Below are 19,642 nucleotides of genomic sequence, written 5' to 3' on the forward strand. Positions count from 1 at the left end.
AAGGAGCACTTTCGGGTCAACTGCATGCCAGTTGTGGTATTCTTCCGGATAGTCGTATCCCATGATGTGACCGGCAAGCCCCATCACCCGCCACTGCCTACCATTTTTCTTAAAATCGTAGACCTGGACACCTTCAACAGATATGCGGTTGACACTACCGCTGCCCAGGATTTTTGCGATCTGGGCTGCGGCTTTGTTCTTCTCTGTGAATACAACTGTGGTCATTCCGGGAAGGTATTGCTGTTATGTTAGATAAAGCAAGGGATGAAGCTACGGTTACAGGTTTGATATTACGATGTGTCATTAGGTACGCAAGTAATCTTCATGAATAAATTTAGGTTTATTCAAAAAACCGAATTCATTTCCTCTTATAATCTCGACAGGATCCTCTCCTGAAATGAGCCGTCCTCTTATCATGTTCCTTGCACAGCGGTATTCGTTCATTCTTTTTTCAGATAGTACTGGGTCTCCATATATACGCCACATTCCGTATTTTGTATGCCGGAGGGAATTGAGTCCCATAAATCCTTTAACATCCTTCAGTGGAATGCCCAGGAATACCCCGATCTCAGGAGGGCATCCGACTGTGGCATACCTGCGCCTGAGCATGTCTAATACATAGTCGATGGAATCAGACTCATATTCGCATTCAGACAGGAATTTATTCACGGATTTGTTTCTCAACAGTTCATCCAACAGATTTTGATTGAAGAATAGTACAATTGCATTTTTATCTGTCCTTTTTAACTCATAATAATCGATTTCAGATCTGCTAAAAATGTCTGCCCTGTTGCGATCCCATGCGTCCAGTAGTCCGCCGTTGTCGTTTGAGATGTTCATCAACGTTGCTGGTTTCCTGCCAGCTATGGTGGCTGCGGTACATCTCACAATCCTGTGTACCAGATGTCTCATATCATCACCATTGTTAGGTTATCCTAATTCGTACATTACCCGACAAATTCATAGATCACGATAAATAAGTCTGCATTCCAATTGTCCTGTTTGCAAAAATTAGTTTGAATCTTGCTTTAAAGACAACCTTGCAGCAGGTTTCATAGAGTTCTCATTCCCATCAAGAGCTATATTCGAACATAATAGACTTCTCATCGCCGTTTTTGGATGACCACCATGCAATCCCCCACCAGAATTAAGATACGAATAGGTAGCCATGTACCCAGGCATATTGAAAACTGCTGCTGCAACTGCAGCAAACGATGATGTTTGGCTCCTGTATCCGTATGCAGTTTCCATACTGGGACCTGCGGCGCTATCGGCCGGATTTATGTCTAACATTACCTGTTGTATTACTCCGATCCTATTTTTAAAACTCATATTTCCACTCTTCCTCTATTAAAATAATAAATGCTATACACTTACCAAAAAACAAAATCAAAGTGGTGTGTATAGCACCTCCTGTTCTGTAAAACAAGTGAAGTTTTTCACTCATCTTCATCAATTTCGTCACTTTCTGCCTGCTCCTTGCATTTGCAATTAGCACATTTCCCGTTGCATTCACAATCCATTATATCACACCTCTTTTCTTTTACTTTATAAAATCAGGTTAACTGTTAAAACCTGAAACATCGTTCACACCTTCGAACGTCGCATCCACAACAACACAACAAATGCAATGGCGATCAAAAGTCCTCCAACTACCCGAAGAGTCTTGATGAAAATCTCATCCTTTACAACAAATGAGACTGGAACCCTCACACCTGCTCCAAGACCAAGACCACCTGGGTTATCACCGGATGGACGAGTCATGATCAGTATACTTCCATTGTACTCGCCAGCATTCTTCTGGTCTATCGAGATACTTACAACCCTGCTTTCCTTTGCACTAAGATCAAACTCCTGCGGGTTCACGATGAGATCCACTCCTTCTACAATAAGCACAACCTGCTCAGCCTCATCATCGGTATTGACCACATACAGTTCTCGCATTGCACCTTCTTTTACCCTCACCTCGCCGAACTCAATTTTATCAGGTGATGCACCGATACCGATTCCCGCCACTTGCGGGATCAGTAAAAAAAGAAGGAAAAGGGGGATAATCCCCCTATTACTCGCTCTGTGCAACAAAGAAGATCGTTCCATCGTATGTTCCTCCTGCCCAGTCAGGCACCACAAGGTTTGTCACAACCTCGAACTCGTACCAGAAGTCTGACGTGTCTGCTGGCACCACGCCTGAGAAACCACCGATATTCAATCCGTTTAACCGGAGCGACTTGTTGTAGAATCCGTTGCTGTCATCAAGTATCATTGCAGAGAACTTTGCAGTACTTGCTCCTGTGTTTACAACCGTGATGACCTGGTTCCCGGATGTCATTCCTGTTCCGACCTTCCCAAAGTCAACGCCTGTCGTTGTGACGGTCATCGAGATTGCGGGAATGATCTCTGCTGTGAGCGTTGTTGCAGTCTCTGGGGCTACTGGATTGAATGTCATCTCTAAACTGCCCAGTATCAGTGTTTCACCATTCATGTTAACCGCGTTCCACTCCATACTCTGTGTTGCATCATCAAGAATGGTCAGACTCTCCTCTGATACAACCGCTTCAGAGATGTTAAGGTCCGGAATGCCGTCTTCGAGAACCGTTCTGCTCTCATAGCCATTAATGGTCAGGTTGGAGTATCCGATCTCATGGCCTTCCTTGAATGCGAGTTGCTTCCTCTCACTATCCCACCATGCAGAGCCAGTCTCAATCTCCTTTACGCTGCCCATTGCATATTCAACAACAAAGTCTGCGCTTGTTGGGCCGGTCGAGGTAAACGTCCTTGTACCGTTGATGAGTATGGTCTCGTTGTCGATTACCATCGATCCCTTGAATGCCCATTCACCGTCAAGCGATTCGAAGAGTTCTTCGGGAGATATCATCCCACTACCGGTATACTCAACCTCAAATACTTCCTCTGCCGGCAGATAGAGAATCTTCTCTTTTATCTCGCCTTTCATTAGTTTGAACGCAGACTTCTCATCTGGTGTTGCAACTTTTGTCTTACACTTCTCTCTCATCTCAAAGAACCCGTCAGGGAAAAAACCATCCTTCACGCTGACCACAACCATATCGCCTGTCGATATTTCGACGAAACTATAACAGTAGTTATCTTCGGTGAGATTCAAGATATCAGTACCTTCCGGCAAATTGACTGTTAGATACTCACTTGAGTCCAGGATGTACTCGAACGTTTCGTTATGCCCATCAGATGGGTGTGCACTGACAATCTCCAGATTGCCACGTTCAGGAATTTTGTCCCACGCTTCAAACGCAGTCAGACTCGCCTTAAATGCTGATGCAACGCACGGGCAGACATGTCCATGTGCTTCTGCCAAATCATCCAGCGTGATATCCAGAAGTTCTCCTTCATCATATATCTGAAGCGCAAGGTCAGTACTCTCCTTTGCCGCGCTCATCTCAATCCATTCTGCCACATTCGGGTGCGGCGTAAGCGCGCTGCTATCGTATGCATAAGTCAGGTTATCAAGCAAACCCGGGATCTTACTGTCTGTGAAGTATCCCTCGCTCACCATCAGCGGAACGACAACAGGACCTTCAGCGTTATCAACAATCGGTCTTAGCGTGAATTCAGGGTGAAGCGTCTCGTTATGATGGATAAATGCAGCCTGTGTGCCTGCAAGTCCGATCGCCGGATCGCTCCAGTACGTCAACTTCAATCGTGCCTGATTGGCAAGTGATGATGTGCTGTTCACCCATCCGGCAAAGTTATTCTCTTCATCAGTCCCGTGTGCGACAAGAACGAGCGTCTCGTCTTCCGGATTCTCGCTCAGGTCAGCCGTGCGGTCTGCCACGATCCCTGCCACTAACCAGTGGTCATCCATTGCACCGGTCAGGATGATATCTGCATCGGTATCGATCGGCACAAGTTCCTCTTCTTCTTCATCTCCCGGGTGCCCATTCGCTTGCATACTATCATCAGTATCAGCTTCGAGCGACACATAGGATATTGCGTACAGATTGCCCTTCTGAGCGACCGTCCGCTCCATCTTCACGCCCTCGACAACGACGTCCTCGGCTGTCATCGGAAGTGTGTCTCTCAGTCCAACCACATACTCGATCTCCTGGATATGGCTGCTGTGTGATGAAATAAATAGCGGTACAGCTATTATCTCTGTGACACCAGCATCATCGAGTCTCTCGGCAGCATCGTTGATCGTTTCGTTGGGTACAAACTCGAGGAATCCGAGTTCGACCGGATATGGCAGATCCACCTCTGCGACCGCATCCCGTACGGGGGCGCACCAGTCCTCGCTCGGGCTTCCGTGTGCGATGACAAGTATACCATATTTTTCTTTATTCTCTACTGCTACAGCAGGTATGATCAATGAAATGATCATGATCAATAGCATAATATTTACTGCAAGAGCCTTCCGGCTCTTCTTTGGCTTTGTTTCTTTCATAACATACCTCCTTAAGGTATGATTTTATAGACGGTTAGGTTTAGAAATAGTATACCCAAATAAAATTAGCTTTGAAGTAAAAAACCTAACCCAAACAAGCCAAAACGAACAAGTCAGCTTACTAAAATATATACAATTAAAAAAAAGAAAACCGCCTCTTAACAGGAGCAGCACGATCCGCACTGTGGTGCATTGGTATTTTTAACAATGAACCTTTTTCCTGCTTCATTATCAATAAAATCGATCTCTGCACCATTAGGTGATTCCTGGATACTGGATGCTACAAGTATCCTTACACCATTACTGGTTAATTCAACATCTTCCTCTTTCTTGGTATCATCCAGTTCTGCTGCTACATCAGGTATGATCAACGAAATGATCATCATGATCAATAGCATTGTATGTACTCCAAGTGTATTCAGACTCTTTTTTTGTTTTGTTTCTTTCATAACTTACCTCCTTTTAGGTATTCCTACATTGCTGATTAGGTTCAGAAATACTATACCCAAATAAAACTAGGTCAAAGGTGAATAACCAAACCAGGTAAAGCCAAAAAGAACAAGGCAGCTTGCTAATAGAGCAAGAAAAGTACTCGTAAAAATACTATTTTATTTGAATGAGGAACCGGAAGTGTCTGATCGAAGATGAGTAATGTTAGTAATACCTAGTGTTAAGTCAACCATAAAGTGTCGGATTATAAATGGTATGGGGTACAATTCTAAAATCTAATTATTCAATAATCACACTAGACGCTGATTAACACTGATTAACGCAGATGCAACCTTAAATCAGCGTTAATCTGCGTTAATCAGCGTCTTGAAAATTACTGGAAAATATAACCGTGTCAGATTATATATGTTGCAATATTGTATGGTTGACTCGACACTAGTGGCTGTACGTATCAAGCGTATCAGTAATGATGTGTATCTTCCACACTCTCATTTATTCATAAAAAATCTCTTCCATCTGGCCTGATCTTTATCGGTCTGGAAATCTCAAAAGTACCTGATCTGGTACCTGTACCCTTGCTCTACCAAAAAAAGCTGACGCTTGGTCCCGAAAGTCTGTTCAACGGTACCTTTTGACCCCAGTGTGTAAAAATGAGATGTTTGCTCTTTGGGCCTGAGAATGCGCCCCAATCGTTGTGCTTCCTCCTGACGCGAACCAAATGTACCTGAGACCTGGATCATGACACTGGCATCAGGCAGATCCACTGCAAAGTTTGCAACCTTGGATACCACAAGTATATTGATGCGTCCCGATCTAAGATCACCATAAAGTTTCTCTCTTTCATCATGTTTGGTCTTACCTGTGATAATCGGCAGGTCCAGTGATCTGGCAAGCTTTTCCAACTGCAAAATGAATTGACCGATGATCAGGATGCTCTCACCTGTGTGGTTCTCAAGCAGTTCACATACAAGCTCTGTTTTGCGCTGGTTCTCTGCCGCGATGCGAAACTTAGCGCGTTTATCAGCATGGGCATACTCAAGCTCATCTTCAGCCGAAAGAGGAACGCGATACTCGGTACAGATGGCTTTAGCGATATAGCCGCGACTCTCAAGCGTCTTCCACGGTACATCATATCGCTTGGGACCGATTAGTGCAAAGACATCATCCTCTTTACCATCTTCGCGTACCAGCGTTGCAGTCAGCCCAAGCCGCCGTCTGGCTTGAATTGCTGTTGTTGCACGAAATACCGGAGCCGGGAGCATGTGTACCTCGTCATATATAATGAGTCCCCAGTTATGCTCGGTAAAGATGTCCAGGTTGTGCAATGAATCATCTTTTGAGCGATGATGTGTCAACATCTGGTATGTGGTGATCGTGATCGGCTTGATCTCTTTGACACGTCCTGTAAACTCGCCAATGTCCGTTTCTTCTATGTGGGTCTTGGAGAGAAGTTCATCGCGCCATTGCGCAACTGAGACATTATTAGTGGCGATGATCAGGGTGTGACTTGATATCTGGGCAATAGTCCCAAGTCCTATGATCGTCTTACCTGAACCGCAGGGAAGAACAATCACTCCACTGCCCCCCGTTTTCTCTCCAGCACAATAAAACAGGTCTACGGCATCTTTTTGATAATCGCGCAGCGCAAAAGAATCTCCGTTAAGATCAATGCTGCGCAAAGTTATATCGAACTGTTCCCCATCCAGATATCCGCACAGATCCTTGACAGGGTAGCCTGCCTTTATCAGTGCGTGTTTAAGATCGCCGCGTCTGACATGTGGTATGAAAAGTCCGGGGAGACTGTCATTATCCACCCAAAAGTGTTCTAATGACTCAATGTTACGGATCCGTTCCAGAATACGGGAGTCTTTCACTTCAAGCTTTAGGCAATCATGCGCAGCTTTCTGTAATACTAACTTACCATAGGTCTCATGCCACTCCCTCATGTCAACAATGACATTTGACGGAATGTCATAACGCGAGAAGTCTTCAAGACCACAGGCAATCTCTTTAAACGACACACCCAATGCTGCCGCATTCCATAGCGACAATGGTGTAACCCTGTAGGTGTGGATAAACTCTGGCGATTTTACCAGCTCTGCAAAAAGAGCTAAAAAGTCCCGGCATTCTACGTACCCCGGGTGTCCGACCTCAAGCATCAAAGTGCGGTCGCTCTGGATGATGAGCGGTTTTTCTGAACTCATGCAATATCCTCGATCTTGATGAAGTAATCCTGTTTCAGTGCCTTACTGACTTTCTTTACCTCTGGTTCATATTGACTGGCAAATGAGAGTGTCAATTTGCTCCAATCAGCAGCAACAGGGCATCTGGCAGCTATAAGTCCTTTGCGGAATTCTTCCATCAACTCTTTTGCCGGAAAGTGGAATGTGATCTGGACCTCCCGCTTTATTGTCACTGGCTTCTTAATTTTTGCTCCTGCTTTTACTTTTGAAACGCTTGAATCGCGTTTCGGAAAGACTGTGCGTACACCGTCAGGAAGAAGCGTAAGTGCCGAAGAGCGATGTTTTATGTGAAGAGGGATCAACTCATTCTGCTCAAGATGCGTGAACAACCTATCAGGTGAATGCACGATCCTCATCGTGGGTGATATACGTTGGATCGTGAATTGGTCTATTTCGGGCAGATCTTTGTCCCCTTCAAAAAGCACAGCCTTCTCATACAGAGTAAACGCTTCTGAAGCCCCGACCCACTCTTCAAGTTCGATTCGAACATTCTGTGGCAGTTTCTGATAGCTTAATTTCTCCAGGAGCCTGATCACATCAAGGTCTCCTCTTATGCTCAATTGAGTCAGAACCTTCTTTTTTCGAAGTTTTAAGATGCTTGCTTTATCCTTCGTTACAACATCTGCAAGTTTAGTCAATTGCGTAATGATCCGAACCGGATATAATTCCGATTCCACATGCACCTCAAAATTCGGCTGTACTGTAACTTTTGGTTCTATGATCTTACCGCCCATCACGTGCAGGAACTTATCATTGACCCGAAACGCCTGAAGCTGATCTATCTCGGGCAGGTCTCCCTTATACTCTGTTTTGGAATAGGCAACCTCAATATATCCTAAAATAAGGGGTAATCCTTCAAGGAATCGTTCCACATAGCGACCTTCCACCCGCTCAAATGCATCTGCATCACTCTCTAATATCTTAATCTCTTTATCCCATCTCTCACCTTCACGAAAATTGCCATATCGACCATTTTTTACATCCTGTTTGTATCTATATTTTGGCTTATCAGGGATAAGAAAATATGGATGATGCTTTTTCAGGTATTGGATCAATGAGGAGGTAGTGTACCAAACACCGGGTTTACAGGATTGTAAAACTTCAAGAAGAAATCGCCTGCCTCTGGCAAAATCCAAATCCGGTATAATACCGGTCGCACATCCCCTGGTAGAAAAACCCAATAGCCTGCCAAGTGCACTTGTGTTGTAAAACTCATTTTTATCATCACGATAATGATTTACCAGTGGATCAAGAAGCTTCTGCTCCTGCTCTAAAAGTGGCAGATCAATAAACTCTTCATATTCTTCAGCATTTATATCAATATAATTGTCAGGGAATGATGGCTCACTACTGGTGTATCCTACATATATCCCTTCAGTGTCGTAGTTTACAAACTTGAATACATGCGCCAGTATATCGACATAATTTATCCACTCGGAATATCCATTTTTTTCTACTTCTTCTATTGCATAGGAATCGCTCATAAGTTTTGCCAATCGCTTTGAGTCAGCTCGGTTAAGCTCATTACTTCGGTGCAGCCGTTTTACATCGCGGTCCTGAATATACTCAACATAAACATGCAGATCATGACGCAGATCATACTGGTTGGAAAAGACACTCAGTTCGTTGCCCAGTTCATTGATATTCGCCGGAGCTAAGTTTGGGTCTGGTTGCATCATTCATTACTCACCTTCTTGATCACATGTCCTGATGTTTCCACAAGTTTTTCTATCGCAGGAAGAAGGTCACAGGGAAATGCGATGTAATCATCCGGAAGCGATACAAGACTATGCGAGCCGGCATACGACTTTTCGATCTGCACCTTAAGGCTCAGATCTTTTACCCGTGCAATCATCAGGTCTTCATGGATTATCTGTTTACCCCATCTCTTTTCAGCCATCTTGATCGCGGTCCTAAAACCGGATGAATTATTTTTAAGCCATGCGAAAACACCCTCTTTCTGAACTGTCGTAAACGCATTCCCGATCTTGATAAAGCTGGCGGTCGCTCGCAGATTGGAATCATGGACATCCAGGATTGCAACCGAAGCCAGCACTTCCAGTGCGGTAAATGGTATGGTCATCAGATCCAAGGCTACTGTACCGTCTGGCTCAACCTGTAGATACTGCCCGGGCGAAGATGAAGTTGTATATTCCAGGGAATCATCAGGTAAACGGTAGTATGCCTTTCCATCTACCACAACTTTTTTCAGGCAACCCCACTCCCAGCCGACCTCACATATCTGTTCACATGGGTAATCCGCTGTCTCTCCTGTAAAGATCTTTAGCATCACTGCGAGACTATCTGCGGGTAGCCATTCATGCTTCCTGAGTTGTGAGAGTGCATAGAGCGTAACTTCAATGGGAGTCATGTCGCCACTCTGCATCTCAGTATTTGCTTCAACGGACGCATGCCAGCAGGCTCGCTGCCATTTCAACAGGCGACTTGCTCTGAACTTTTCATCTCCAATAGACAGATTGCCATCTTTGATTATGAGTGTGAAAGATCTTTGATTTGATAAAAGAGATGGTTTTTGCTTCCCTCCAATAATCTCCTGCAGTTTATCACGCAACACCTTTCTCTTGAAATTACCGGCTTTATTAAATTTCGAAGCTTTGACAATAGGTGGAAGAAAAACTCCGAATTCCAAAGGAAAAGAGAATCGCAAGCGTTCCAGCTTGGTAGAGCTGAAATACGGACGCTCTTCCTGCTCTATGATAATGAGCACACCCTTTCGCACCAGATTATTCTTCACTTTTTTAAATGTCTCGTTATACCGCTGGTTAAATGTCCCATAATAATACCCTTTTGCAGGTTTTGCGCTACCGTATAGTCTCTCAAAGTACTTGATACTAACTTTTTTGTTTATCTTATTGAGCAAGTGGAGGAATACAACTTCTTCGTGGGTTAATGAGTCCAGTGCTTCTTTTATGCCAATCGTGGAGATGAAAAAGTTTTCAAAAACGTCACGAGAAGTTGCTTCCTTGACAGGAAAACCACGGCTTTTGCAGATTGCCTTAATATCAGACTCATTGATATCATTTGTGCACATCTGCTTCAACATAATTTGTGTATCCATTCAATATCACCTATTTGGGTATAGCATAAGTCCTCTGTCTTGATGATTTTTTTTTACGTATAGGAAAGTATATACTTTTCTGCAGGCTTAGAAAATGAGAATGAAGTGAGCATTTTCTTTAAGCGTACCATCTATTAATACTACAAAAAGACTAAAAACTTTACGTTTTTTTCAATGGTCAGATCAGCCATATAAAAATCCTTGCGGTCAAAGATGTATGTTTTGGTCGTTCCACGGAACATCGCGCATGTCACATGAGCTTGCAATGTATAGCGGGTGATATCATCACACAGCAGCCAGGCACCGGCATGGGTCATCTTGCCGTCTTTGGTCAGATGCAAGTTATCCAATGCAGGACGCCACTTTAGCCCATCTGGAAGACGGGAGTGCTGAACAAAACGGCTCCATATTTCCGGGGTAAGGTCACGTTCCAGGTCATAATTGGTACAGGGTGTTTCATCAAAATGGATCAATCCTTCTTTGAAGAAAAACTCGCGGATCTCGATAGTGTCCTATAAATCGTGATCTCAATATTAATTGAATTTGTTGATTTGTGAAACAGTATTCATCAAGGAGGAAGGAACACGGATGCCACGGATTTGACGGATACGACGGATACGCACGGATTTAGGATTTCTAATTCAAATCATTCTTTCCTGTCATTCGTAAATATCAATCTTTTGAATTCCGGGTTTCTACCAAAATTTAATAATAGCCCAACTTCTTTATCAGTGGCTTTAAGGTAATTAATCAACTGAGCTTTATTTTCTTCTCTTAGACCTTCAGCTGATTTAATCTCTAAGATTATCTGGTCAGCAATAATATCTGCGAAATAGTTTCCACCTTGATTAGAGCAGAAAACGAATGTTTTGAAGGGCTGGAAGAATTTGAGAATGTAATTAAGGACGCCTTGATACAATCTCCTGTCATCCATTCTGATGAAACGGGGGTGAAAATAATTGGAATACGTAACTGGCTTCATGTAGCCTGCACTGCTAACATGACATATTATTTCTCTCACCCAAAAAGAGGTTTTGAAGCTATGGATGACATGGGTATTCTACCAAATTATAATGGTGTTGTAGTCCATGATTTCTGGAAATCGTACTACAAATATCTCTGTGATCATGGACTTTGTGACACCCACCTCTTGAGGGAATTAACGAACATCTCTGAAAATTATTAACAGGAATGGTCAGGGCAGATGGAAGATTTGCTTCTTGTTATCAAAGGATGTGTGGATGAAACGCGAGAAACGTCTGATTCTTTGACGCCCAGGCAGATTAAAGATTTTGAAACGATGTATGACTACATCACCAAAATGGGACTGGAAGAAAATCCACTTCCTTTGGATTTGGATACAAAACCAAAGAAGCGTGGTAGAAAGAAACAGACCAAACCGAAAAATCTACTGGACCGATTTGTAGGCTATAAAGGCGATATTCTCAGGTTTATGTATGATTTTGAGGTCCCGTTTGATAATAATCTAGCAGAGAGGGATGTCAGAATGATGAAAGTACAGCAGAAAATATCAGGTACTTTCAGAAGTGTTCAGGGTGCATGTTCTTTTTGCCGCATTAGAGGGTACATTTCTACTGTGAAGAAAAATGAGCTTTCTGTTATTGATGCAATTGGAGCTGTTTTCAATGGAAAGCCATTTGTTCCATTTTTGGATAGTGTATAAAGTGGATATTTTAATTTCAGAATTGAAGAAACTAAATGAGTTGGGCGAAATTTGAGAAGGGCTGAATAGTTACACTTTATCTGTATCGTAACCAAAATCATGACCATAACTGATATGACCAGAGAGCACATAAGCAATTGAAAGTATCATAATGGAAATGAAAGGAGAATAGAACATATGAAATTCGAAGCAACAATAACTGATATCATAACGCGCACATCTGATATTAAAAGCTTCAGGTTCAACAGACCACCCGGTTTTGAATACAAAGCAGGGCAGTATATATTTATCAAACTTAAAGTAAATGGAAATATGGTAAGTAAACCTTTCACTATCTCCAGCAGTCCAACTGAAAAAGATCATATTGAATTCACAAAGAAACTTACAGGTCATGATTTTTCCAATGTGCTTAATTCAATAAAAATAGGTGAATTAGTAGGTATTGAAGGTCCGTATGGAAAAATGACATTTGAAGTTGAACATGAGAGAATAGCACTGCTTTGCGGTGGTATCGGGATCACTCCCATGATAAGTATCTGCAGATACTGCACTGACAAACATCTGAATAACAAAATAACATTAGTAAGCAGTAATAAAACTGAAAAAGATATTATTTTTAAGGATGAACTGGAACTTATGCAGCAACAGAATGATCATCTGAAAGTCATACACACACTTACACAGCCTACCGATGAATGGGGGGGCTGCAGTGGCCGTATCTGTGAAGAGATAATAGTGAACGAGATTTTTGATCATAAGAACTGTATATTCTATATATGCGGGTCACCATTAATGGTTGCGTCCATGGTCTCGATATTACATGCTCTTATGATACCTGATCAACAGATAAATATAGAAAATTTCACAGGATATTGAAAAAGGAGATATGGGTGCACGGAGTTTCATATTCTCGGTGTAACCTCTTTGGTTGTAATTAAAGATTAATTAAACAGAGTATTATCATGGATGAGGAATGGAAAATGGAAAAAAAATTTATATTCTCAAATACATTGAAATGGAATGGCGAGTATCAAGCATCCATATTCTTTGGTGATAAGGCAAGTTTTGAATTTGCCACCCCACCTGAGTTTCATGGGCCAGAGGGGTTTATCAGTCCTGAAGAACTGTTTGTTGCATCTGCTCATGCATGTTGCCTGACAACATTTATTGCAAAGACAAAGAAAGCTGGCATCAATCTAATGTTTTATGAATCCAGCGCAGAAGGTATACTTGAAAAAGTGGATGGCCAGTTAATGTTCACAAAAATCACTGTAAATTCAAGAATAAAGACAGATAGTGATAAAGAAAACGTAAGAAAAATAGTTAAGCAGGTCGAACAAAGTGCACTTGTTATCAATTCCATGAAAACCAATGTCACAATAGAAGCCATCATCGAACAATAGCGTTTAATTTTTTAATGTGTCCTGATATGAAATAATTAATTATAAATATAATCTAATTACTAAATTAACCTACAATAAAAGAATATCATGTGTCATCGGTTAAGAGTAATATTGTAATGGAACACGGATTGTACGGATGACACGGATCCGCGCGGATACGAAAATAAATCCGTCAAATCCGTGTAATCCGTATTCGATTTAAATTAAATTGGAGAATCGTATGAAATCATTGGTCTTTTGTAAAATAATACATGCCGACTCTGTCAAACTCCTTAACCGATGACCAATGAAAAGAAGATAGACGAAATGGAGGCATTTAAGTGGCAATTATAGACTTGGGACAAGAAATCCCATATATGAGTATAACCATTTTTCAGGTATTGACAGCGATTATCATCCTGATCGTTGGTTTGATAGTTGCAAAGCTAATCACCGCTGTTTTTAAGAATCAATTAGGGAAGACAAAGCTTCCGGAACTTGTTGTGGAATTTTTAGCCAGGTTCTTAAGTTCCCTGCTTTATGTTATGGTGATATTGATAGTGGTGAGTGTTCTGGGAGTTGAAGTTGGTTCTGTGGTGCTCGGTCTATCGGCAGTCATAGGTTTGATTTTAGGCTTTGGTCTGCAAGATACAATGACAAATTTATTAGCTGGTGTCTGGTTGGCTGCACTCAGGCCTATTGATAAGGGCGAAGTGGTAACAACTAATGGAGAGACCGGAACGGTTGATGCGGTCGGTATGATGGCGACCGAGATTCTGTCATTTGACAATAAATTCATAACAATCCCAAACAAGCTCGTCTGGGGAAGTGTAATCGTAAATTATACGAGGATGCCAACCAGAAGGGTGGATGTTGACGTCGGGGTAAGTTATGGAACCGACCTGGACAGAGCCATACCGATTGCGATGGATACAATGAAGAAACACTCGTTGGTTTTGGGAGACCCGGAATCTATAGTGGTCGTAAAAGAACTTGCGGACTCTTCAGTGAACCTGCAACTCCGTGCCTGGTCAAAAACAGCGGATTATTGGACTGTCAAAGGCGAACTGACCAAAGGAATCTTTGAGGCGTTCAAGAGAGATGGAATAGAAATACCGTTCCCACAGATGGATGTACATCTAAAGCAGCAGTGAAAATGACCGGATGAAATAGCATCCGATCCAGCAGCAGGTCGTTGATAATCTAACCAATGCTGATCTGGAGTTAGGTAGATTAGTAGCTGTGGGTCTGAAACTCTAACAGATTATGAAAACTGAATCGAACGGATGAGATTTCATCTCGTTTCGATTCTTTCTTTTTTTTATTTTCTGGTGGAACATACCTTTTCAACATAAGGAAAAGAGACACTACAGTTACAGAGCTCATAGCCATCGTAAGCCGTGCGAGTTCAGGTCCAAACGTTATTCCAAAGAAAGGATAAAGTACTCGTGCTGCAACAGGAATGAGAGCCGTATTGTATGCAAAAGCCGATCTTCTTATTGTAGGGATATACATTCAATACTTGCACCATATTTCTGGCTGGCATGATCAAGTGCACCAGTACCACATAATCAGTAAATGCAAGTCTCGGACTTCCTGAGATACCGGGCAAATTGATGGTTCTTTTGTTATTGTCTACTTTGAGACTTATAAACTATTTTTAGATTTATGGAATACTGGATTAGTGATTGAAGAATAGCGATCGCTACTTAGGTTTTTTCCCCCCATACCGCCGCACATGCTCCCATGCATTATGATATTCCGGATACTTATCAATATTATCATACATAGAAACATCTTCACTCCCATAATGTATTCTATCATTTCCTACCGGGCACACCTTGATACAAATACCGCAAGGCGATATAAAGCGGCTAAGTAATTTCTTGCTATATCTGGCACACAGATCCTTTCGTATGATCCCTGATGGATAATCATCTGCATTGATTGCACCTACCGGACAGCATTTGACACAATTCATGCACCTTGTACATAGGTTCTCTTCCAATAGTGGATCCTGGGGTATTTTGGCTGAGGTGAAGACAGACGTGAACCTGACCCTTGGCCCGTATTCCTTTGTAAGTAGTGTGTTATTCACTCCAAAACTTCCAAGGCCGGCAAGGTAAGCTGCATGCTTGTGGGAGAAAAAGGCAGTTGGTCTTTCTATCAGTACATTGATATCCCCGTAACCATCCCTGGGAACAAATACTGACGGGTATCCCTTCATATTTAAAAAGCTGGATAGCAAGTACCCATACTGATCAAGCAGGATATTAATAGTGCGGTAAAGTTCATGATAATAGATGGAGGGGGTGGTCTCAATAACAGGGAGGCTGACAGGCAGGCCAATAACGATGACAGAAGATGCTTTTGGAAAAATATGCCGGGGATAAAATGCTTCAGGTATCCACGGCTCAAATAAGGGTAGAGTCCAACGCTCAACAGATGCTATTCCCACTATAGGGATATCCAGTTGAGCACATTTATTCAGGATTTCATCTTTAAGATTTGTATTCATCTTATCATATCAATATCGATTTAGGCTTAATGGGTAATGGATTTAAAAATTTCTATGTATTCTTCCTCAAGATACTTCCCTCTAAAGTACCCAATGGTAACAATGGTAAGTTAGTGCGTATTTCCAGATTAAGTTTGCTTTACTTTATACTGTGAAATTAAATCCTTAATTCATCCTTGGTTTTATATCTGTGGACCCGCATAAAAGGCATTCTGTTGCATTCTTCTTTATAAAAGCTTTCATACACGACTTGTAATAGTATATGTCGCTATTTCGTTTTAAGGCCTCAACATCCTCAGGCATGGCTGAGAAACTTATACCAGTGCTGCACATTTTACTAACCTCCTTGATTAATAACATGTTTATTAATGTAGATATTTAAAGTCTTTGGTGAATTCAGTACAAGCTCTAAATCCGTAGTGACTCTTTTTGGCCGGTATTATTTAATCAGAAATATCCGTATTCGTAAGTTTGTTCTCAATAGAATAACTCAATTATAATGAATGTTTATGATAATTATAACGAATTTAAGAAAACAAATTGCAGAAATTAAAAAAAAAGGATTTACAATATATGTTAGGTGTTTTCCCGTGGCTATGTTAATGGTAAGACAAAAATGAGGCGTTATAAAAATGTTCAAAGATAATGTCAGAATCCATCTTGAAGACATCATTGAGCCCAGAGAAGGCGCATGTGGAATTTGTCATGCAGTTGCAGAGGAGGTATGTTCACATGGCGGAGCTATCGTTGCCTATGAACGTCCAAACGGTATATTTGCAAGAATTCTTAATGATAAGGGTAATATCATCGGTGAGGGATTTGATGTTGTCTGGTCACCTGCTGTGGTGGCAGCAGAGATCGACGCAGAACTCATACCATCTAATATAGCGCAAGATCGCCGGTTACTTACTGCCCCACATGTGCTGTGACGGTTGGAGCAGCAAGAACTCCATTTCTTGCTGAAAAGATCAAGCAGGATCTAAAGGGTGCCGTAAATACAGGCAAAAAGAAATATGAACTTGGAATTGAGAACCGTTATGAGTTGAAAGGTGGTGCAGTAAAGGTTACCCTAAAACAGGATGATAATATTCTCGCAGAGCGAACGCTCGGCTGCTGCATAGCTTATGGAACTGTGAAAGCAGAAATCGTGGCGGGTATTGTTCCAGAAGCAAGCGAAGAGCAATTCAAGATATACTGTAATCTCTGTCCTTTCAAGCACTGCTGGATGGATAAATCAATGGGTGCAACTGGAAATATCATCCTGCATCGATTGACTGAAATCGGTACCGAAATAGAGGTCAGTGCAGAAGGCGGCATTATTGCCAGAATACCGGGAGATAAAGTGATCGAGGGTCGCGGTACACTCTGCTCGCTCAGCGCATTAACGAACATGCTGCTGAGAGGGGATGCCCAGAAAATTCTTAAACCCTCACCTGCAAAGGAACGTTAAAGAGATACCGGGTATGATAGGATTGAGATCGGTCAATCTAATATTGCCAAAAAAGTGCCATTTCAGAAATTCCTATAATAGGCTGGACATGCGAAGTAAGCTCGGATATACTATGTTATATGAAATAATTCTTTGTATCCGGAGGATGGATAATTGAAATTGTCAGAATTTTTATAAACATAAAAGTATTTCCTAACTCTAAGAAAATTTTGTCGATATTTTGAGAAATGCGATAGATTGGATATCTAATAAACACTGAGGAAATGTAATATGCACAAAAAAATAATAATAGCTCATCGTGGTGCTTCTGCTTACGCAAAGGAAAATTCCATTGAGTCTTTTAGAAAAGCTATTGAAATTGGTGCAGATATGATTGAATTTGATGTTAGAAGAACAAAAGATGATATTTTTACTGCATATCATGATGAGTTTATTAATGACAAAACGATAAATGAATTAACATATGACGAAATTAAAAAAAAATCGGGTGATATTCTTACAGTTGAAGAAATACTTAGATTAACAAAAGGGAAAATAAAACTAGACGTAGAGTTAAAAGAAGAAGGGTATGAAGAAGAAATCATAGAACTATTGTTAGCATATTTTAAAGATGATGAATTTGTTACTACGTCGTTCAACGACACATCTTTAAGGGCAATAAAGAGTAGACATCCTAATTTGAGAGTTGGGTTGTTGCTGGGGAAAGATAAACCTAAGAATCTCATATTAACAAGGTTTTCAGAGCTTTATCCAATAAAGAGGGCTATGCAAGCAGAAGCAGACTTCTTGGTACCTCACTGGAAACTATTAAAGCTTGGATTCTTAAAGAGAGCCAGAAAAAACCATATGCCTATCTTTATTTGGACGGTTAATGATGAGGAAAAGATTAGAAAGTTTCTTAATAATGATATCATTGAGGCTATAATAACTGACAAGCCAGATGTAGCTATATCGTTACAAAAAAGAATTACATCGTCTAACAGCGGATAAAAGGGAAATCAAAGATTTCCCCAAATTGCCTTCGGCAACTTCTCTTATCCGCAAAACGTTATCGGAAATCGCACGTATGAAGGAATGAAATTATGCATGAAATAAAGTACAAGCCAATCGGAATAATTCACTCTCCATTCAAAGAACCTAAAGGAACACCCATACAACCCGCAGCCGCTAAAGGTATTGGTGGAAAAGTGGAGGTATTTTCAGAATATGCTAAAGGATTAAAGGATGTTGAAGGATTTTCTCACATCATTTTAGTATGCCACTTCCACTTATCCGGGAAGCCCTCATTAAAAGTAAAGCCGTTTATGGATAAGCAAATGCGTGGAGTTTTTGCAACAAGAGCTCCAAGTAGGCCGAATCCAATCGGTATTTCGATAGTGCGTCTTGTTAAAATTGAAGAAAACATACTTCATATTCAAGATGTGGATATTATTGATGGTACTCCCCTCTTGGATATTAAACCCTATGTAGGCGAATTTGATGAAAACGAGGTTTATAAGATAGGATGGCTTGAGAAAAATGTACATAAACTTCCAACGTCAAAGGATGATGGGAGATTTATAAAATGATCTACGAGACATCCGATAACATCAGACATACGGCTACACTTTACTCCGCCCAAATGGTCGGCCACGCCTCGCACTTCGTATGTCGCAGAATGTTATCGGAAATAATTTTTATGAGCATTATATAATTTAATTAGAGAGATGCAAAAATATGGAAAAAATAATGGATTCACTAAAAAGATGGGAACATCGTTGGTTAACACCAAAAGCGGAGTCATTTGATTCGCCTTCTCATGGATTAGGTATTCGTGCCAAAGAAGATATTAAAAAGGGAGAAAACGTACTTTTTTTTGGTGGCGTAATAATTCATAAATCACAAATTGAGGAGTATTGGAAGATCATGGGTCATGTGGGGGCTCAAATTGATGATGATTTTTTCATTGTACCGACGTCTAGGGAAGAGTTAAAAGCACGAGGAGTAATTAATCATTCCTGTGAGCCAAATGTAGGTTTTAAGAGTCAAATTCAACTTTGTGTGATTAGAGACATAAAAGCTGGAGATGAAATTTTTGTTGATTACTCATTTTGTGAATCCTCATACCCAAATAGTTTTGCTTGTAATTGTGGATCAGATCATTGTCGGAAAGAAATAACTAAAGATGATTGGAAGATTAAAAATATTCAGACAAAATATTTTGCATATTTTTCACCGTATTTGAAAGCTAAAATTGAAAAAGTGGATTAATTTTTAACGTTGACGAGTGGTGGACGATTGTGAAAATTACTTCTCGCTTAGCTCCGCAACTTCTTAAAACCGCAAAACGTTATATAAAATTCAGAACCCGCCTTTACGTGAAAATTCCCACCCAAAATTGACCCCTTTTTCCCATTGAAAATTGACCCCCCTATATACT

Annotated in this window: 22 protein-coding genes; 10 read left to right on the forward strand and 12 right to left on the reverse strand. The window is 41.2% G+C overall.

Annotated features, from left to right (window positions below):
• From HF974_03005 to HF974_03055, 11 genes are all read right to left on the reverse strand, one after another.
• Nucleotides 1–225: type IA DNA topoisomerase (locus HF974_03005; protein MBC2697306.1), on the reverse strand; the 225-nt coding region annotated here is incomplete at its 3' end.
• Between the two features lie 78 nt (nt 226–303).
• Nucleotides 304–912 carry a DUF3793 family protein gene (locus HF974_03010; protein ID MBC2697307.1) on the reverse strand — a complete coding sequence of 203 codons (609 nt, stop codon included), beginning with the start codon at nt 910–912 and terminating at the stop codon, nt 304–306.
• Nucleotides 913–1,011: 99 nt separating this feature from the next.
• Nucleotides 1,012–1,332 carry a hypothetical protein gene (locus HF974_03015; GenBank protein ID MBC2697308.1) on the reverse strand — a complete coding sequence of 107 codons (321 nt, stop codon included), beginning with the start codon at nt 1,330–1,332 and terminating at the stop codon, nt 1,012–1,014.
• Nucleotides 1,333–1,587: 255 nt separating this feature from the next.
• Entirely contained in the window at nt 1,588–2,097 is a 510-nt protein-coding gene (locus HF974_03020) for a hypothetical protein (protein MBC2697309.1), read from the reverse strand.
• Nucleotides 2,063–4,417, reverse strand: a complete 2,355-nt coding sequence (locus HF974_03025; protein MBC2697310.1) for a hypothetical protein — start codon at nt 4,415–4,417, stop codon at nt 2,063–2,065. The genes HF974_03020 and HF974_03025 overlap by 35 nt, the downstream gene beginning before the upstream one ends.
• A gap of 158 nt (nt 4,418–4,575) precedes the next feature.
• Complete coding sequence (locus tag HF974_03030; protein ID MBC2697311.1) at nt 4,576–4,866, reverse strand: hypothetical protein; 291 nt, start codon at nt 4,864–4,866, stop codon at nt 4,576–4,578.
• A gap of 546 nt (nt 4,867–5,412) precedes the next feature.
• Complete coding sequence (locus HF974_03035) at nt 5,413–7,071, reverse strand: DEAD/DEAH box helicase family protein (GenBank protein ID MBC2697312.1); 1,659 nt, start codon at nt 7,069–7,071, stop codon at nt 5,413–5,415.
• Entirely contained in the window at nt 7,068–8,789 is a 1,722-nt protein-coding gene (locus tag HF974_03040) for a hypothetical protein (GenBank protein ID MBC2697313.1), read from the reverse strand. Before HF974_03040 ends, HF974_03035 begins: the two co-directional genes overlap by 4 nt.
• Complete coding sequence (locus HF974_03045) at nt 8,786–10,189, reverse strand: hypothetical protein (protein ID MBC2697314.1); 1,404 nt, start codon at nt 10,187–10,189, stop codon at nt 8,786–8,788. Before HF974_03045 ends, HF974_03040 begins: the two co-directional genes overlap by 4 nt.
• 140 nt (nt 10,190–10,329) lie before the next feature.
• Nucleotides 10,330–10,662: a hypothetical protein gene (locus HF974_03050; GenBank protein MBC2697315.1), complete on the reverse strand. Its 333-nt coding sequence runs from the start codon at nt 10,660–10,662 to the stop codon at nt 10,330–10,332.
• Nucleotides 10,663–10,835: 173 nt separating this feature from the next.
• Nucleotides 10,836–11,171: a GxxExxY protein gene (locus HF974_03055; protein MBC2697316.1), complete on the reverse strand. Its 336-nt coding sequence runs from the start codon at nt 11,169–11,171 to the stop codon at nt 10,836–10,838.
• Between HF974_03055 and HF974_03060 the strand changes: the two genes are divergently transcribed.
• The 5 genes from HF974_03060 (at nt 11,100) to HF974_03080 (ending at nt 14,409) form a co-directional block, all read left to right on the forward strand.
• Nucleotides 11,100–11,375 carry a transposase gene (locus HF974_03060; GenBank protein MBC2697317.1) on the forward strand — a complete coding sequence of 92 codons (276 nt, stop codon included), beginning with the start codon at nt 11,100–11,102 and terminating at the stop codon, nt 11,373–11,375. The genes HF974_03055 and HF974_03060 overlap by 72 nt on opposite strands.
• Nucleotides 11,376–11,393: 18 nt before the next feature.
• Nucleotides 11,394–11,873, forward strand: coding sequence for a transposase (locus HF974_03065; GenBank protein MBC2697318.1), 480 nt, complete (start codon nt 11,394–11,396; stop codon nt 11,871–11,873).
• Between the two features lie 177 nt (nt 11,874–12,050).
• Nucleotides 12,051–12,749, forward strand: coding sequence for an FAD-dependent oxidoreductase (locus tag HF974_03070; protein ID MBC2697319.1), 699 nt, complete (start codon nt 12,051–12,053; stop codon nt 12,747–12,749).
• A gap of 104 nt (nt 12,750–12,853) precedes the next feature.
• A complete protein-coding gene (locus HF974_03075) occupies nt 12,854–13,276 on the forward strand; it encodes an OsmC family protein (GenBank protein MBC2697320.1) in 423 nt (140 codons plus the stop codon).
• 326 nt (nt 13,277–13,602) lie between these two features.
• Nucleotides 13,603–14,409, forward strand: a complete 807-nt coding sequence (locus tag HF974_03080) for a mechanosensitive ion channel family protein (protein ID MBC2697321.1) — start codon at nt 13,603–13,605, stop codon at nt 14,407–14,409.
• A 551-nt stretch (nt 14,410–14,960) separates the two neighbouring features.
• On the opposite strand, the gene HF974_03085 is transcribed toward HF974_03080, so the two are convergent.
• Nucleotides 14,961–15,773, reverse strand: a complete 813-nt coding sequence (locus tag HF974_03085) for an epoxyqueuosine reductase (protein ID MBC2697322.1) — start codon at nt 15,771–15,773, stop codon at nt 14,961–14,963.
• 632 nt (nt 15,774–16,405) lie between these two features.
• Between HF974_03085 and HF974_03090 the strand changes: the two genes are divergently transcribed.
• From HF974_03090 to HF974_03110, 5 genes are all read left to right on the forward strand, one after another.
• Nucleotides 16,406–16,702, forward strand: a complete 297-nt coding sequence (locus HF974_03090) for a hypothetical protein (protein MBC2697323.1) — start codon at nt 16,406–16,408, stop codon at nt 16,700–16,702.
• Nucleotides 16,699–17,223: a hypothetical protein gene (locus HF974_03095; protein ID MBC2697324.1), complete on the forward strand. Its 525-nt coding sequence runs from the start codon at nt 16,699–16,701 to the stop codon at nt 17,221–17,223. Before HF974_03090 ends, HF974_03095 begins: the two co-directional genes overlap by 4 nt.
• Before the next feature lie 270 nt (nt 17,224–17,493).
• Entirely contained in the window at nt 17,494–18,213 is a 720-nt protein-coding gene (locus HF974_03100; protein ID MBC2697325.1) for a glycerophosphodiester phosphodiesterase, read from the forward strand.
• A 92-nt stretch (nt 18,214–18,305) separates the two neighbouring features.
• Complete coding sequence (tsaA, locus tag HF974_03105; GenBank protein ID MBC2697326.1) at nt 18,306–18,791, forward strand: tRNA (N6-threonylcarbamoyladenosine(37)-N6)-methyltransferase TrmO; 486 nt, start codon at nt 18,306–18,308, stop codon at nt 18,789–18,791.
• Between the two features lie 148 nt (nt 18,792–18,939).
• Nucleotides 18,940–19,473 (forward strand): SET domain-containing protein, encoded by a 534-nt coding sequence (locus HF974_03110; protein MBC2697327.1) that lies wholly within the window; start codon nt 18,940–18,942, stop codon nt 19,471–19,473.
• Nucleotides 19,474–19,642: the final 169 nt, after the last annotated feature.

This window comes from ANME-2 cluster archaeon (genome assembly GCA_014237145.1).
Lineage (GTDB): Archaea > Halobacteriota > Methanosarcinia > Methanosarcinales > Methanocomedenaceae > Methanocomedens_A.

What these genes read in the sequence shown, in the direction of transcription:
- HF974_03010 (MBC2697307.1), bottom strand. Translation starts at nt 912, where the DNA reads ATGAGACATCTGGTACACAGGATTGTGAGATGTACCGCAGCCACCATA.
- HF974_03015 (MBC2697308.1), bottom strand. Translation starts at nt 1,332, where the DNA reads ATGAGTTTTAAAAATAGGATCGGAGTAATACAACAGGTAATGTTAGAC.
- HF974_03020 (MBC2697309.1), bottom strand. Translation starts at nt 2,097, where the DNA reads ATGGAACGATCTTCTTTGTTGCACAGAGCGAGTAATAGGGGGATTATC.
- HF974_03025 (MBC2697310.1), bottom strand. Translation starts at nt 4,417, where the DNA reads ATGAAAGAAACAAAGCCAAAGAAGAGCCGGAAGGCTCTTGCAGTAAAT.
- HF974_03030 (MBC2697311.1), bottom strand. Translation starts at nt 4,866, where the DNA reads ATGAAAGAAACAAAACAAAAAAAGAGTCTGAATACACTTGGAGTACAT.
- HF974_03035 (MBC2697312.1), bottom strand. Translation starts at nt 7,071, where the DNA reads ATGAGTTCAGAAAAACCGCTCATCATCCAGAGCGACCGCACTTTGATG.
- HF974_03040 (MBC2697313.1), bottom strand. Translation starts at nt 8,789, where the DNA reads ATGATGCAACCAGACCCAAACTTAGCTCCGGCGAATATCAATGAACTG.
- HF974_03045 (MBC2697314.1), bottom strand. Translation starts at nt 10,189, where the DNA reads ATGGATACACAAATTATGTTGAAGCAGATGTGCACAAATGATATCAAT.
- HF974_03055 (MBC2697316.1), bottom strand. Translation starts at nt 11,171, where the DNA reads ATGAAGCCAGTTACGTATTCCAATTATTTTCACCCCCGTTTCATCAGA.
- HF974_03065 (MBC2697318.1), top strand. Translation starts at nt 11,394, where the DNA reads ATGGAAGATTTGCTTCTTGTTATCAAAGGATGTGTGGATGAAACGCGA.
- HF974_03070 (MBC2697319.1), top strand. Translation starts at nt 12,051, where the DNA reads ATGAAATTCGAAGCAACAATAACTGATATCATAACGCGCACATCTGAT.
- HF974_03075 (MBC2697320.1), top strand. Translation starts at nt 12,854, where the DNA reads ATGGAAAAAAAATTTATATTCTCAAATACATTGAAATGGAATGGCGAG.
- HF974_03085 (MBC2697322.1), bottom strand. Translation starts at nt 15,773, where the DNA reads ATGAATACAAATCTTAAAGATGAAATCCTGAATAAATGTGCTCAACTG.
- HF974_03090 (MBC2697323.1), top strand. Translation starts at nt 16,406, where the DNA reads ATGTTCAAAGATAATGTCAGAATCCATCTTGAAGACATCATTGAGCCC.
- HF974_03100 (MBC2697325.1), top strand. Translation starts at nt 17,494, where the DNA reads ATGCACAAAAAAATAATAATAGCTCATCGTGGTGCTTCTGCTTACGCA.
- tsaA (MBC2697326.1), top strand. Translation starts at nt 18,306, where the DNA reads ATGCATGAAATAAAGTACAAGCCAATCGGAATAATTCACTCTCCATTC.
- HF974_03110 (MBC2697327.1), top strand. Translation starts at nt 18,940, where the DNA reads ATGGAAAAAATAATGGATTCACTAAAAAGATGGGAACATCGTTGGTTA.